This is a genomic window from Novosphingobium sp. BL-S-20, from assembly GCF_055521635.1.
Map to the genome: position 1 here is coordinate 2,712,630 of NZ_CM145494.1, position 13,961 is coordinate 2,726,590.

Consider the following 13,961-nt stretch of genomic DNA (forward strand, 5'->3'; position numbering starts at 1 on the left):
ATGCAGGAACTGAATCCACCGCCGCAGCGCCTGAGCGGACGGCGTCCCGGCAGTATGGAACCGGTCGTTTCCGCTCTCGTCGCCGTGACGCTTCTTGTCTGCGTGCTCGTCCTGTTCGCCTGGATTCTCGACATGCCGCGCCTTGCCGGCGGCGGCGACACCAGGTTGCGGATGCAGCCGCTCGCCGCGCTTTGCTGCACACTGATAGGCGCGGGCATCCTCATGACCGCTTCGCCGCGGCGGTCGGTGCGACGCGCCGCGCGCTGGGTTCTCGCCCTCCCCCTGCTGATCGCCTTCTGCGGCCTGACCGAGGAATTTTCGGGCCGATCGCTCGGGATGGACCTGTTCCTGCTGCCGCGCAGCCTGCATCTCCTGCCGCGCGCGGACCCGGCCCGCCCCGGCCTGCTGCCCGCCGCCGGGATCATGCTGCTGTCTATCGCAGGCCTTGCGCTCGGCTCGTCGCATCCCCTGTTGCGGCGGCTCACCGTGACTTTCGCCTGCGTCGCCTTCGCCACCGCCGCCCTTTCCGGAGTGCTCGCGCCGCTCGGGATCAGCACGCCCGGTCCGAAGACGCACCATGCCCTGATGTCCATTCCCTCGGCGCTCGCGATCTGTCTCCTTTCCCTCGCGGTGATCGCCTTGCGGCGCCAATATGCCTGGCCGCGCAAACCCGAAACCGGGATCGGCTCGGGAACGCTCCAGACCTGCCTCCTGCTCTGCGTCAGCGTGCCCGTGCTATCCGCGCTGGCCCACTTCGAAGCCGCCCGTTCGGGACTGGCCTCGCCGGAAATGATCGAGATCGTCCAGGCTGCCACGCAAGTCGCCTTGTCCTGCGGGCTGATCGCCTGGGCCTGGATGCGCATCGCCCGCGAGAGCGGCGCCCGCCGTGCCGTCAATCTCGCGCTCGATGCCGCGCCCGTCTCCATCACCGACACCGAGGGCCGCATCCTGCGCTGGTCCGCCGGATGCGAGCGCCTCTACGGCTGGCCCTCCGATCAGGCGCTCGGTCACTTCCAGCCCTCGCTGGTCGGCACGCCGCCCCTTCCCGGTGACGGCATCGAAGCGCTGCTCGACGGTACCCGCCGCGAGAACGAAGTGACCGCCCGTCACCGCGACGGCACCGAGATGCGGGTGCTGCACAGCTGCCAGGCCGTCCAGCCCCGCCCCGATATCGCGCCGATGGTGGTCCATTCGATGACCGACATCACCGCGCGCAAGCAGGCCGAACTGGCTCTTCTGGCCAGCGACGCCCGCCTCTCGCTGGCGATCGATCTTCACGAACTGGGCATCTTCGAATGGTCGTCGGTCTCCGACCGTTTCGTGTTCCACGGCCATGCCGAGCGCCTGTTCCGCGTCGAACCCGGAAGTTTTCAGGGCGGTATCGAGGATTGGTTCCGGCACTTGCGCGATACCTTCGGCACCACTTTCGAAGTCCCCGATGCCTCCGGGACATGGCATTCGGAGCGCCAGACGTTCCGGCTCGTGCCGCTCCAGTCCGCCACGCGATCCGTCGTCGAGGGCACGGCCCATATCCACCGCGGCCCCGGCGCGGACGATATCTCGGTGATCGGCATCGTCATGGACGCGACCCAGCGTGAACAGCATGCCGAAATGCTGAAATCGCGCGATTCGGAACTGCGTTCGATCCTGGAGACCGTACCCGAGGCGATGATAACCATCGACCAGCGCTGCCGAATCCGCTCGTTCTCGGCAACGGCGGAGACGCTGTTCGGCTACGGCGCGGACGAAGTGCTGGGCAAGGACGTGCGGATGCTGTTGCCGCGCTACGTCCGCCCCGCCCCGGAGCAGACGTCCGCGGACGCCCCCTCCACCGACACTCATATCACCGCCGGACTCGATCGCGACGGCAACGAACTGCCGGTGAAGATCGCCATCGGCGCCGCGAACATCGGAGGCGAGCGCATCGCAATCGCCTTCGTGCGCAACATGCGCGAACAGCTCGCCACCCAGGCGCGGATGGGCGAGCTGCGCGAACAGTTCCTCCACGCCTCGCGCGTCAGCGCCATGGGCGAGATGGGCGCCGGCCTCGCCCACGAACTCAACCAGCCGCTGACCGCCACCGCCAATCTGCTCGGCGCGATGGATCTGGTGATGGCGCGCGAAAACGGATCGGAGCAGCTTCGCCGCATGCTCGACCTCGCCCGGCAGGAAGTGCTGCGCGCCGGGGCGATCATCCGCCGTATGCGCGCGTTTGTTTCCAGGGGCGAACTCGAGATCCGGGCCGAACCGCTGGACGACGTGATCACCGAAACGCTGCAACTCGCCCGCTCGCGCAGCCGCGCTCCGGGCGTGCATCTGCATTATCGGCCGGGGATCGTATCGCCTTCCATCCTTGCCGATCGCATTCAAATACAGCAGGTGTTGGTTAACATCATCAACAACGCCTTCGACGCACTCGCGGGCCTCAGCGACAGGCAACCGGAAATCACTATCTCGACCCGCCAGATGCACGACGATCAGGTCACGATCCGTGTGCTCGACAACGGCCCCGGCCTGCCGGAGGCGATCCTCGGCCGTCACTTCGAGGCCTTTACCTCGACCAAGCCCAATGGCATGGGGCTGGGGCTGTCGATCAGCCGCCGCATCGTCGAAGCGCATGGCGGGCGCTTTTCGATGCACAATGTCCCCGAAGGAGGCGCGGCCGTCGAGTTCACGCTTCCCGCTTACCCCGACCTGGAGCTGAAGGCCGGATGACTTCCCGACGCATCTACATTGTCGACGACGATCTGGCGGTTCGCACTTCGCTCGAATACCTGCTGTCGATGATCGGAGACAGCCGGATCACCTGCTTCGATTCCGGCGATACTTTCCTGGAAGCAGCATCGCTGCTGGAGCCCGGCTGCCTGCTGCTGGACCTGCACATGCCGGGTACTTCGGGCCTTCAGGTGCTGAGCACCGTCGGCGGGCGCCCGACGCGCTTCGTGCCGATCGTGCTCACCGGGGAAGGTGACGTTTCCGTGGCGGTCCAGGCGATGAAGCTGGGCGCGGTCGATTTCATCGAGAAGCCCTGCGACCATCACAAGCTGATGAGCGCGGTGGAATCCGCCTTCCTGCAACAGGCCGTCTCGACAGCAGAGGAGCGCCGCAAGGAAAAGGCGGTCTCGCTGCTGGAGCAGCTCTCCCCGCGCGAACTGGACGTGCTGAAAGGGCTGATCGACGGGCAATCGAACAAGATCATCGCCCATGCCCTCGACATCAGCCCGCGCACGGTGGAGATCTACCGCGCCAAGCTGATGGAAAAGCTCCAGGTCCGCAGCCTGTCCGAAGTGCTGCGCATCGCCTTTGCGGCGGGCCTGGTGCCGATGGACTGAGGGCCGGCCCGGGAAGGCAGGACTTTCCATAAGGCCGTGGCTGGCATCCTAGAAATCGAAATAGATGTCGATGTAGCCGTACTTCGTATCGCCGGTCTGCGGCGCATTGGGCGCGTCCTTGAGGAAATGCCCCTTGGCCAGCCATACCACGCCGGCATCCACCCGCAGCACTTCGGGGATCAGGGTGCGGCGGTAGCGTGCCTCGAACTGGTTCCCGGCGAAGCTGCCGCTGCTGCCCGAGGCATCCCTCACTCCGGTGCCGGAGAAACTGTCGGTCTTCGAATCCAGCCAGAGTGCACGGTACATGGCCATCACGTCGGACTTCCCGTCCGGCTTTAGCTCCAGCCGCGCACCGCCTGAAATCGTGTTGAAACGCCCGACCGCCCCGTAGAGACCCGAGGGGCCGAAATCGAAGCGGCGCGCACCGAACAGAGTATCGAAGCGGTTGTAGGTCCCGCCCCCGGCGCGGTCGCCGCTGGCCAGATCGAAGTCCAGCGACAGGCGCGGCTGCCAGCCGCCGCTGAAAGTGCGACCGGCTTCGGCATGGATCAGATAGGCCGACACGTCGAGGTCGGTCCGGTCCGAAGGCGCCGTCGTCGCCCGCGTCCGGCCGAACTGGTAGGCGCCTTCGAGATCGTAATCCGGCCGCCCCGCTTTCGGCGCACGGAACAGACGCAGGCCCGGCGTGAAAAGGTGCCGGTTGCGGGTGGGCCGGTCTGCACTGTCGCGCTCGGCAAGGCCGTAGCCGTAGAGTTCCAGCGAGCCGCCGAAGACATGCGCCTTGCTCAGCGAGGCACCGAAGAACTGGAGGTCGGTGGCCTCGCTGTCCCATCGCACGGAATTGTCGTGAATGCCCTCGACGTCGTCGGGAAGGCGGATGTGCGGCATGGCCCAGAGCAGGGTCAACTGATCGCCCGCCCTGCTCTTCCACTGGGCATTGACGCCGGTGAAGGCATTGGTCGAATTGCGAAAGGCCTGCCGCGCGACCAGACGGCGCGAACCGAGATTCATCGTGAAGCGCCCGGCCATCAGCCGTGCCTGCGAACCTCCGCCCATGGCGACATCGACACCGACATAAGCCTGCACCATTTCCAGGGCATCGACTTCGCCGGTCCCGGCAGAGGAGTTCGATTTCGCCCCATAAGCGCGCGCATCCCATAGCTCCCCGCCGACACGCCAGGGGCCGCCGTCGTATTCCACCTGCAAGGTCGTCTTCAGCGAGAACAGCGCATCGCTTTCGGCCACGCCCGGGCGGAACTGCCCGTCGATGCCTTCCACGCGGCTGCGGACTTCGCCTTTGACGGTGAGGCCTTCCGGGGCGCCAAGCGCGGTTGCCAGCATGCCCTGCGCCTGCGCGGAGCGCCCATGGCCGAGCAGCAGCAGACTGCCGAGCAGCGCGCCCGTCAATGCCCGCAGGCCCATGGACCGCATATCAGAAATCGGCGCCGACACGCATCGCAACCTCCCCCGTTTGCAACCTCGTTACAGGATGCAGGCACAACCGCAAACCATGCCGATGGGGAAGATATCGCGGCGTCCGGCGAAATCTCATCGCCATTCCGGTGGACGCGAATACGTTGGAGGAGAGGCTTCCCCAAAGGCGCCGAAGCCGCCGATCCGACAGCGTCGGTCCGGCGGCTTCGGGTTAACGTCTGGAAATGGTTTCAGTGCGCGGCGACCGGGGCCAGCATCGCCTGGCGATACTCGGCCATCATCGTGAAGCGCGGATCGGCACCGGCAAGGTCGCTCATGGTCTTGGCGGCTCGCTTGGCGATCTGGCGGACGCGCTCCTTGGCGACGCTGCTCTCGTCCTCTGCGGTATCGAGCGCGGCGATCTCGAAGAGGCGTCCTTCCACGACCTTGCGGTTGTGCTCGAGGCGCTCTTCCAGTTCGGCCAGTTCGACCGGATCGAGCGCGGCCTTGCCGCTGCGCCAGACCGAACGGCGGGCACCGGTCTCCGCGCGCGGCGCCTTCTTCGGCTGAGCCTTGCGGCGGATACGCTCGACGCCGATGTTGCGCAGATGCTCGACGTAGCTGTCGGTCAGCGAGGCCATGGCCTGCCGTGCGAGATAGTCCGAAGCGGCGGATTCCGTGCGGCCCAGGGCATCCTCGTCCTCGATCGAGGCGACGATCGACTGGCCCTCGCCATCCTCGCCGACGCCGATGGCATCGAGCGACACGGTGACCGCCTCGACCTTCTTGGCGGAAGGACGCTGGTCGGTCATGAGGCGGAAGCGCAGGCTCTGAAGTTCGCCGCGGATCTGCCAGTTCACGAAAGTGGTGAACTGCGCCTTTTCCGGATCATAGGCCTGGATCGCGCGGTGAACGGCGATCGCACAGACCTGCTCGGCATCGTCCCAATGGGCGACCAGACCGTACTGGCGGATGAAGTGGCGGATACGCGGTGCGATCAGCTTGATGATCTGCGCAAAGGCGCGATCCACGATCGCACGCTGGCGTGCCGACTGCGCCTGGCCCTCGGCCGGCATGTTCGCGCTGACAGTCGCTACAGCGGACTCCAGAGCGATGGTGATCTTCGACATGGTGAACCCCCGGTCAGAGTGGAGCCCCCGGGCGCCCATCGCCGCTGCTCCGCTTCAACGAGAACCGTTGTCTCGCGAATTTCTGAATGGAAGGTTAATCCTATAAGTCAGTTTCCTATATTTCCTATAATTATTTTCGTTTCGTCGGAAACCAGGGGCATTCCGCCCGGCAATTACCCGGCGAAACGATCCGGACGGATGTTCCGGCCGACATAGTCGAGCAGCCAGGAACGGTGCGCGGCGACCGCGCTTCCCGCCATCTCGATGCGGCGATTCGCACTTGCCGAGCCGACCTGGGCATTGAGCAGCGTGCGGGCCCGCTCGGGCGAGAGACCGCCCTTCAGGAAACGCACCGCATCTCCGAGACCGAGATGATGCCCGAGATAGGCCGCCTGGGCCTGTTCGACGACACCGCCGCCGATCTGCACACCGGAACCGCGCAGAGAATCGAGATTGGTCCGCGCATAGTCGGCAATCGTCTCGATCGAGGCCTGCGGGTCATAGCGCAGCGCCAGCAAGGCGCCGCGGCTCTCGCCGCGCACCTGTCCGCGGGCGTTGAGCCAGCCGTTCTGCTGCGCGAAAGCGTGAAGCCAGGTGCCCTCACGCTCCGCCTGCCCTTCCCAGGTCTTGTTGAGGAACTGCCCTATGCCGGCCGCACTGGAGCGCGGATTGCGCGAATAGGGCAGCCAGCGCCCGTCGGAGCCCTTGGCCGCCTCGGCATTGACGATCGTGGCGAGTGCTGCCGCCGGAATGCCGGTACGCGATGCCGCCGCGCCGAGAACGCCTGCGTAGCGCGCATTGGGGCCGTCCTGAATCGACAATGCACCTGCCGAACCGCCGCCGGAACTTCCGCCGCCGCCCTCGCTGTCCTGCTGCCGGGCGAATCGTTCCCAGACGCCTTCACGGGACATGCAGGACGAATCCGCCTGCGGCTTCGGCAAAGCCTGATCGGGTACAGCGGGCTGCGCACTGGCAGCTTTCGTCCGCTCGTCCAGCAAAGCCAGCAATCCGTCGAGACCCAAAGGATCGGAACGCTTGTCGACCAGCCCCCCGGCCTGCTTCTCATCCTCGCCGCCCAGCGCCGCGCGCCAGAGACGGCCCGAGAGTTCACTGCGGGCCTGGGTATAGATCAATTGCGCCTTCTGCGCCGGGGTCAGCCCCTGGAGATTGCCCGCCTGAGCACCGAGGCCCTGCGCACTCGCACCCTCGATCATCACGAATCCTCACGGCGCATCGCGCGACGCGCCTTGATGAAGGACATCGCCGCGAAATCGTCGATCCCTGCCTGCTCGGCATTGGCGATCACCCGCTCGGCATCCTGCCGATAGCCGTCCGCCGCCGTCTCGATGGCGCGGAACGTGCCATAGGCATCAACCGCCATCTCGCGCAGTTCGTCGAGCCGCGCCTTCAGCAGGACCTGGCGGGCGGTCAACTGGTGCCGCTCGTGCCGCATGCGCTGGAGATAGGCGTGAGAACAGACCGCAAGGTCACCCGCCGCAACGTCGGCCTCGCGAGTGATCGATTTGGAAACCCGGTCGCGCGCCTTCTCGACTTCGCCCAGAACGCCGGAATGCGTGCTGATCGCAGCGCTCATCTCGTCGATCTCGCGCTGCTGCACGCGCAGCGCGGCGTCATACGGCGTCTTCATCCGAGACCTCCATCAGTGCCGCCAGCGCCGCGAAACTCTCCTCGGCGAAGCCGCGATCCTGCTTGCCCTGCTTGAGCAGTTCCTCGATGCGCGGGGCGAGCGCGACTGCGCGGTCGACTTCGGAGCTCGATCCGGCGCGATAGGCACCGAGCCGGACCATTTCCTCCATGTCCTTGTAAGTCGCCATCTCGCGCCGCGCGGCAAGGCGGACGTGATTCTCGGCCTCACCCAGACAGTGCGGCAAGGTGCGCGAGACCGACTTGAGCACATCGATCGCCGGATAGCGGCCGCGCTCGGCGATCTGGCGGGTGATGACGATATGGCCATCGAGAATGCCGCGCACGGCATCGGCAACCGGCTCGTTGTGATCGTCGCCGTCCACCAGAACCGTGAACAGGCCGGTGATCGCACCCTGCCCGGGCAGCCCCGGCCCCGCGCGTTCCAGTAGCCGCGGCAGTTCCGCGAAGACGGTCGGCGTATAGCCCTTGGTCGCGGGCGGCTCGCCGCTGGCAAGGCCGATCTCGCGCTGGGCCATGGCGAAGCGCGTCACCGAATCCATCAGGCAGAGCACGTTGAGACCCTGGTCGCGGAAGTGCTCGGCAACGGTCAAGGTCGTCCAGGCGGCCTGGCGGCGCATCAGCGCGGGTTCGTCCGACGTCGCGACGACGACGACGCTGCGGGCGAGGCCCTCCTCGCCGAGATCGTCCTGCACGAATTCCTGAACCTCACGGCCACGCTCGCCAATCAGGCCGATCACCGCGACGTCGCACTCGGTCCAGCGCGCCAGCATCGAGAGCAGCACCGACTTGCCGACGCCCGACCCCGCGAAGAGGCCGAGGCGCTGGCCGCGGCACAGCGGCGCGAACAGGTCCAGCGCGCGAACGCCGGTGGAAAGCCGCCCGCCCACACGCGCCCGCGCCGAGGCGGGCGGCGGCGAAGCCTTGATCTTGCGCAGCATCGCGCCCTGTTCGAGCGGTCCCTTGCCGTCGACCGGACGGCCGAGTCCATCGACCATGCGGCCGAGCCAACCGCTCGAAGGCCGCAAGGCGAACTGGCTGGCGGAAAGGTCCGCGCGCGATCCCGAGGCGATGCCCTGCGGTTCGCTGAACGGCATGCAATGGGCGATACCCCGGTCCAGCCCGGTCACTTCCGCCTCAACCTGTCCGGTCGGCGAATTGAGCGTGACGCGCGAGCCGATCTGGGCGGCGCCCGAAAGCCCCTCGACCTCGATCAGCGCACCGCGCACGGCCACGACCCGGCCATAGCGCTGGTCGGGCGTGAGCAGGCGAAGACCTGCGGCGGCGGCGGCGAGACTGGCCATGACGCGCGCTTCCCGATCAGGCGGCGGGCGCGATTTCGGCAGGGACTTCGGCTGCCGGTGCGGACGCCGAAACCTGCAAGTCGACAGGCTGTTCGAGACGCGAAAGCGCATCGGATTCGTAGCCGATCAACCAGCGGCAGTCGGCCAGCGCATTATAGAACTGGCCGGTCGCGACTTTCTGCGCGAAGCGGATGCAGACCGCCTTGGCCTCGGTCGTTTCCAGCGCCGTCATCAGGGCCTCCAGTCGCGACAGCAGCACCTGCTGGTGGCGCGAGAGATCGGCCGGGTCGATATAGGCCATCATGCAGGCGAAGTAGAGCTGGCGCGCCGGAGAAGTCGCTTCCTCCGGCTTCATTACGTCGCGTCCGCGCAGGATCGTGGCCTCGTTCTCGACCACCAGATCGGTACGGCCGACGGCGCGCAGAACCGCGCCGTTCACGATCACCGGTTCCCCGTTGCGAAGCGAAATGCGAAGAGTCATGTCAATTGCCCCCGTGACATCTTCATCATTTATAGGATGACAGAGTCAAGTCCGTGGCAGCCGTCCAGAAATTTTATGGCCTGGGCGCCCGCGCACCCCGGCATTCTTCCTACAATGCCTCTGTTCGGTGGCCGGTACGCCATACCTTGCCGGCCGACACGCACAGGAGAATGAAATGAGCCTTTATTCAGCTCTTTACGCCGGCGTTTCCGGTCTCGGCGCGCAGGCGAGCGCCATGGCGACGGTCGCGGACAACATCACCAACGTCAACACCATCGGCTACAAGGGCGTTTCCGCCCAGTTCCAGACGCTTGTCACCGACGGCAAGATGAAGAGCAGCTATTCGGCCGGCGGCGTCACCGCCGCGCCCAAGGCGCTCATTTCCAAGCAGGGCCTGCTCCAGGCTTCCAGCAGCCTGACCGATATCGGCATCGACGGCGCCGGCTTCTTCGTCGTGCGCTCCAGCGCCGATACCAGCGGCCAGATCGCCTATACCCGCGCGGGTTCGTTCACGCCCGACGCCGACGGCTATCTGCGCAACACCGCCGGTTACTACCTGACCGGCTGGCCGCTCGACGCCAGCGGCAACTACACCAACAACGGCAGCTTCGCCTCGCTGGAGCCGATCAAGCCGAACTCGCTGACCGGCGCGGCGCTGCCGACCACCAAGATCTCGATGCGCGCCAACCTCGATTCCACCGCGGAACCGATTACCGGCGCCTATGTACCGGGTTCGATGGCCTCGGGTGCGCTTTCCCCGCAGTTCTCGCGCTCGGTCGAGATCTACGATTCGCAGGGCACTCCCCACACTCTGACCTTCAACTTCGTGAAGACCGCCGCCAATACTTGGACTGCCGAAGTCTCGGGCACTCCGGGCGAGATCACCAGCTCGAACGGTACCGCGATCACCGATGGCGTGCTGGCCAGCGGTACGGTCAAGTTCAATGCCGACGGCAGCCTCGATCTGGCCGGTTCCGACCCGGATCTCTTTGCGAACCTCGACATCGGCTGGGCCAACGGCGCCGGTTCGACGCCGATCACCCTCGGCCTCGGCTCCAACGGCGGGCTTGATGGCCTGACCCAGTTCGGCAGCGATTCCGCCCTGCTTTCGTCCAGCGTGGACGGCGGCGTGCTCGGCACCGTGGCCTCGGTCGAGATCTCGGACACCGGCATCGTCAGCGCCGTCTTCGATGACGGCACCACCCGCGCGATCTACCAGCTGCCGATCGCCACCTTCCAGAACCCGGACGGCCTGACCCGCACCAGCGGCAACGCCTATGTCGCCTCGGCAACCTCGGGCAACGTCGCCATCAACGAGCCCGGCGCGCTGGGCGGCGGCTCGATCGCGGCAGGCGTGCTCGAAGCCTCGAACGTCGACCTGGCGTCCGAATTCTCGAACATGATCCTCTTCCAGCGCGCCTACAGCGCCTCGTCGAAGATCATCACCACCGTCGACGACATGCTCCAGGAAGTCAGCAACCTGAAGCGCTGATAGCGGCGACTTTCCCAAGACCTTCCCTTTCCCGACGATATTTTCAGGAAGACCAGAACCGTGTCCCTCAACCAGATACTCAATTCCGCAATGTCCGGCCTTTCGGCCTCTCAGTCCGGAATGGCGACGGTTTCCAACAATATCGCGAACGTCAACACGGTGGGCTATGCCCGCCAGAAGGCGACGATCACCACCGGGGTCGCGGGAGGGAAGGTCAACGGGGTCGTGGTCGGCGAGCCCTCGCGCGTGGCGGACAAGTTCCTCGAGAACGCGGTCTACCAACGCGCGGGCGCAGCCGGACGGAGCGAAGCGGCCTCGAACTATCTCGACCGCCTGCAGTCGCTGCTCGGCTCGACCGATTCCAGCTCCGGCATCGCCGGGCGTCTTTCCGCCATTTCCACCTCGGTCTCGCAGATCGCCAGCCTTCAGGGATCGGCCCAGTCGATCGCCCTGTTCACCGGCAACGTGTCCGACACGATAGACGGCATCAACCAGCTCCAGAAGGACGTTGCCAACCTCCAGGCCGATGTCGAGAGCGAAGTCTCCGACACCGTCGACCGGGCCAACGTCCTCCTCAAGAAGATTCACGACCTCAACAGCGAAGTCGCCCGCCTCCAGGGCCTGGGCAAGAGCGTATCCGGCCCGGCCGACGAGCGCATGTCGGCGCTGGAGGAACTGAGCGGCCTGATGGACGTGACCGTGCGCGAACAGAGCGACGGCCGCGTCACCATCGATACCGCCTCGGGCCAGGTCCTGCTCGACAAGCGCCTGCGCCAGCTCAGCTATCCTTCGGGCACGGCCGCCTCGCAGGCGACCTACCCCGCCATCGACATCCGCTTCGCCTCGGACAGCGGCGTGATGGGCGCCTCGACCGGCGAGAAGATCGATTCCACCGCGGTCGGCGGCAAGCTCGGCGGGTTGCTCGATATCCGCGACCGCGCGCTGCCCAACTTCTCGGAACAGCTCGGCCAGCTCTTCAGTGGCCTCGCCGAAACGCTGAACAAGGTGTCCAACGAGGGCACCACCCTGCCCCCGCCCCAGACCCTGACCGGCGAGGCGAACGGCCTGAACGGCGCCGACCGCCTGGGCTTCACCGGCAAGGCGACTTTCGCGGTCGTCGCCAAGGACGGCACGCTGGTTTCCAAGGCCACGATCGACTTCGACGCGCTCGGCCCAACCGCCACCGTCGACGATGTGGTCGCCGCGCTCAACGCCGCCGCGCCCGATGGACTGGGTCCCGATGCCACGGCCAGCTTCACGGGCGGCGTCCTCTCGATCAGCTCTGCCTCCAGTGCCAACGGCATCGCCATCGCCCAGGACCCGGACACCCCCAGCGACCGTGCGGGGGTCGGCTTCTCGCAGTTCTTCGGCCTCAACAACCTGATCCGCTCGGACAGCAGCGCGCTGGCGCCCTCGGGCTTCACCGCCAGCGACCCCCACGGCTTCAGCGCCGGGGAAACCGCGCAGATCGTGCTGCGCGATCCGACCGGCAAAGTCCTGACCCAGTACACGCTCACCGGTTCGACCGGCTCGACCTGGGGCGATCTGGTGAGCGAACTCAACGCCAGCCCGCTTTCCGACTACGGCACCTTCGAACTGGACGACAAGGGCCGTATCCAGTTCAACAGCAACGCCGCCAGTGCCGGCTCGACGATCTCGATCCCCTCGGATTCGACCAACCGCTCCGGCACCGGCCTGTCGTTCTCCGCGCTTTCGGGCCTGACCGGGGCAGCCAGCGGCCTCTCCTCGGCCGAAGTTCCCGCCAGCATTCTGGCCGACCCCACCAAGCTGCCGCTGGCGCTGCTCCAGCTCGATGTCGCAGTGGGCGGCAAGGCGATCGGCTCGGGCGACATCCGCAATGTTTCCGGCTTCGTCGATGCGCTGACCGGCGCAGTCGATTTCGGCAAGGACGGCAGTTCCACGATCAGCACATTCGCCAACCGCCTGCTCGGCAGCGCCGGTTCGCAGGCCTCGCTGGCCAAGACCAACTATACCGATGCCTCCTCGCGGCTGAGCGATGCGCTCGACCGCCGCGATTCCTTCTCGGGCGTCAATGTCGACGAGGAACTCGCGCAGATGGTCGTGCTCCAGAACAGCTATTCGGCCGCGGCGCGCGTCATGACCACGGCCTCGGACATGTACGACACCTTGCTCGGCATGATCCGCTAATTTCAAGAACGAGGACCAGACGATGACCCGCGTAGCGACGATCCCCCTCCAGCGCACGCTTGCCAGCGGCATCGCCCGCTCGCAGGAGAACCTCGCCACCAGCCAGCTCCAGCTCGCTTCGGGCAAGAAGGCCACCGACTATGCCGGGCTCGGCCTCGATGCCGTACGCACGCTCTCGGCCCGCTCGATGCTGGCGCAGCAGGAATCCTACAAGAGCAATGCCGGCCGCGTCTCGACCACGCTGGCGCTCTATGACGCCAACCTCAACCAGATGGATTCCTCGCTCACGGACCTGAAGACCCAGCTCCTCGATGCCTATGGAACCGGCGATTCGCCAGGTCTCCAGGCAGCAATCGAGAGCGCCTTCGGCGACTTGCGCACCGCGCTGAACTCTGCGGAAAGCGGCATTCCGCTCTTTGCCGGATCGCAGACCTCCAGCAAGCCGTTCCTGCCCGAAACGCTCCAGGACACCGTCGGCCTCGACGCTGCCGATGCCTTTACCAACGACAGCGTGCGCCAATCGACCCGCGTCGGCGAGAACATCGATCTCGAATACGGCATCGGCGCCAGCGAAGTGGCCAGCAACCTGATCCCCGCCTTCCGCACCCTCGCCGAAGCCGGTCCGTTCGGAGAAAAGCTGACTGACGCTCAGAAGCAGGCGATCAGCGATGCGATGGCCCAGCTCGACGTCGGTATTACGGACGTGCGCACGGTCAATGCCACGAACGGCCGCAACCAGAACAAGATCGAGACCCTGAGCGACCGCGCCGACGACCGCATCGACCTGTTCAAGGAACTGATCGGCTCGGTCGAAGACGCCGACCTCGGCCAGGTCGCGATCGACATCACCCAGCGCCAGACCATTCTCGAAGCGAGCTATTCGGTCTTCGCACAGCTCAATTCGATGTCGCTGGCCCAGTTCCTGAAGTAAGCCGGGCCAAGCGTCACCGCCTACGAGAAAGGGCGCCGGGATCG

General features: G+C 66.2%; 11 protein-coding genes. 5 read left to right on the forward strand and 6 right to left on the reverse strand.

Annotation, left to right across the window (positions count from 1 at the left end):
* Positions 1-2,715 carry a PAS domain S-box protein gene (locus ACZ1II_RS20335; protein ID WP_465145388.1) on the forward strand — a complete coding sequence of 905 codons (2,715 nt, stop codon included), beginning with the start codon at positions 1-3 and terminating at the stop codon, positions 2,713-2,715.
* Positions 2,712-3,332, forward strand: a complete 621-nt coding sequence (locus ACZ1II_RS20340; RefSeq protein WP_465145389.1) for a response regulator transcription factor — start codon at positions 2,712-2,714, stop codon at positions 3,330-3,332. The genes ACZ1II_RS20335 and ACZ1II_RS20340 overlap by 4 nt, the downstream gene beginning before the upstream one ends.
* Positions 3,333-3,380: 48 nt before the next feature.
* Here ACZ1II_RS20340 and ACZ1II_RS20345 read toward each other — a convergent pair whose 3' ends face one another.
* The 6 genes from ACZ1II_RS20345 to ACZ1II_RS20370 all read right to left on the reverse strand — a co-directional run bounded on the left by ACZ1II_RS20345 (position 3,381) and on the right by ACZ1II_RS20370 (position 9,325).
* On the reverse strand, positions 3,381-4,754 hold the full coding sequence (locus tag ACZ1II_RS20345) for an alginate export family protein (protein ID WP_465145390.1): 1,374 nt from the start codon (positions 4,752-4,754) through the stop codon (positions 3,381-3,383).
* Positions 4,755-4,996: 242 nt separating this feature from the next.
* A complete protein-coding gene (locus tag ACZ1II_RS20350) occupies positions 4,997-5,875 on the reverse strand; it encodes a sigma-70 family RNA polymerase sigma factor (protein ID WP_465145391.1) in 879 nt (292 codons plus the stop codon).
* A gap of 173 nt (positions 5,876-6,048) precedes the next feature.
* Positions 6,049-7,089, reverse strand: coding sequence for a peptidoglycan-binding protein (locus ACZ1II_RS20355; protein ID WP_465145392.1), 1,041 nt, complete (start codon positions 7,087-7,089; stop codon positions 6,049-6,051).
* Positions 7,089-7,523 carry a hypothetical protein gene (locus tag ACZ1II_RS20360; RefSeq protein ID WP_465145393.1) on the reverse strand — a complete coding sequence of 145 codons (435 nt, stop codon included), beginning with the start codon at positions 7,521-7,523 and terminating at the stop codon, positions 7,089-7,091. The genes ACZ1II_RS20355 and ACZ1II_RS20360 overlap by 1 nt, the downstream gene beginning before the upstream one ends.
* Complete coding sequence (fliI, locus tag ACZ1II_RS20365; RefSeq protein WP_465145394.1) at positions 7,507-8,844, reverse strand: flagellar protein export ATPase FliI; 1,338 nt, start codon at positions 8,842-8,844, stop codon at positions 7,507-7,509. Before fliI ends, ACZ1II_RS20360 begins: the two co-directional genes overlap by 17 nt.
* A 16-nt stretch (positions 8,845-8,860) precedes the next feature.
* Positions 8,861-9,325, reverse strand: a complete 465-nt coding sequence (locus ACZ1II_RS20370; RefSeq protein ID WP_465145395.1) for a flagellar biosynthesis repressor FlbT — start codon at positions 9,323-9,325, stop codon at positions 8,861-8,863.
* A 175-nt stretch (positions 9,326-9,500) separates the two neighbouring features.
* Here ACZ1II_RS20370 and flgE point away from each other — a divergent pair, with 175 nt between their 5' ends.
* The 3 genes from flgE to ACZ1II_RS20385 are packed head-to-tail and all read left to right on the forward strand — an operon-like array spanning position 9,501 to position 13,917.
* Positions 9,501-10,817: a flagellar hook protein FlgE gene (gene flgE, locus ACZ1II_RS20375; protein ID WP_465145396.1), complete on the forward strand. Its 1,317-nt coding sequence runs from the start codon at positions 9,501-9,503 to the stop codon at positions 10,815-10,817.
* A gap of 60 nt (positions 10,818-10,877) precedes the next feature.
* Positions 10,878-12,986, forward strand: coding sequence for a flagellar hook-associated protein FlgK (gene flgK, locus ACZ1II_RS20380; protein ID WP_465145397.1), 2,109 nt, complete (start codon positions 10,878-10,880; stop codon positions 12,984-12,986).
* 22 nt (positions 12,987-13,008) lie between these two features.
* On the forward strand, positions 13,009-13,917 hold the full coding sequence (locus ACZ1II_RS20385) for a flagellin (protein ID WP_465145398.1): 909 nt from the start codon (positions 13,009-13,011) through the stop codon (positions 13,915-13,917).
* Positions 13,918-13,961: the final 44 nt, after the last annotated feature.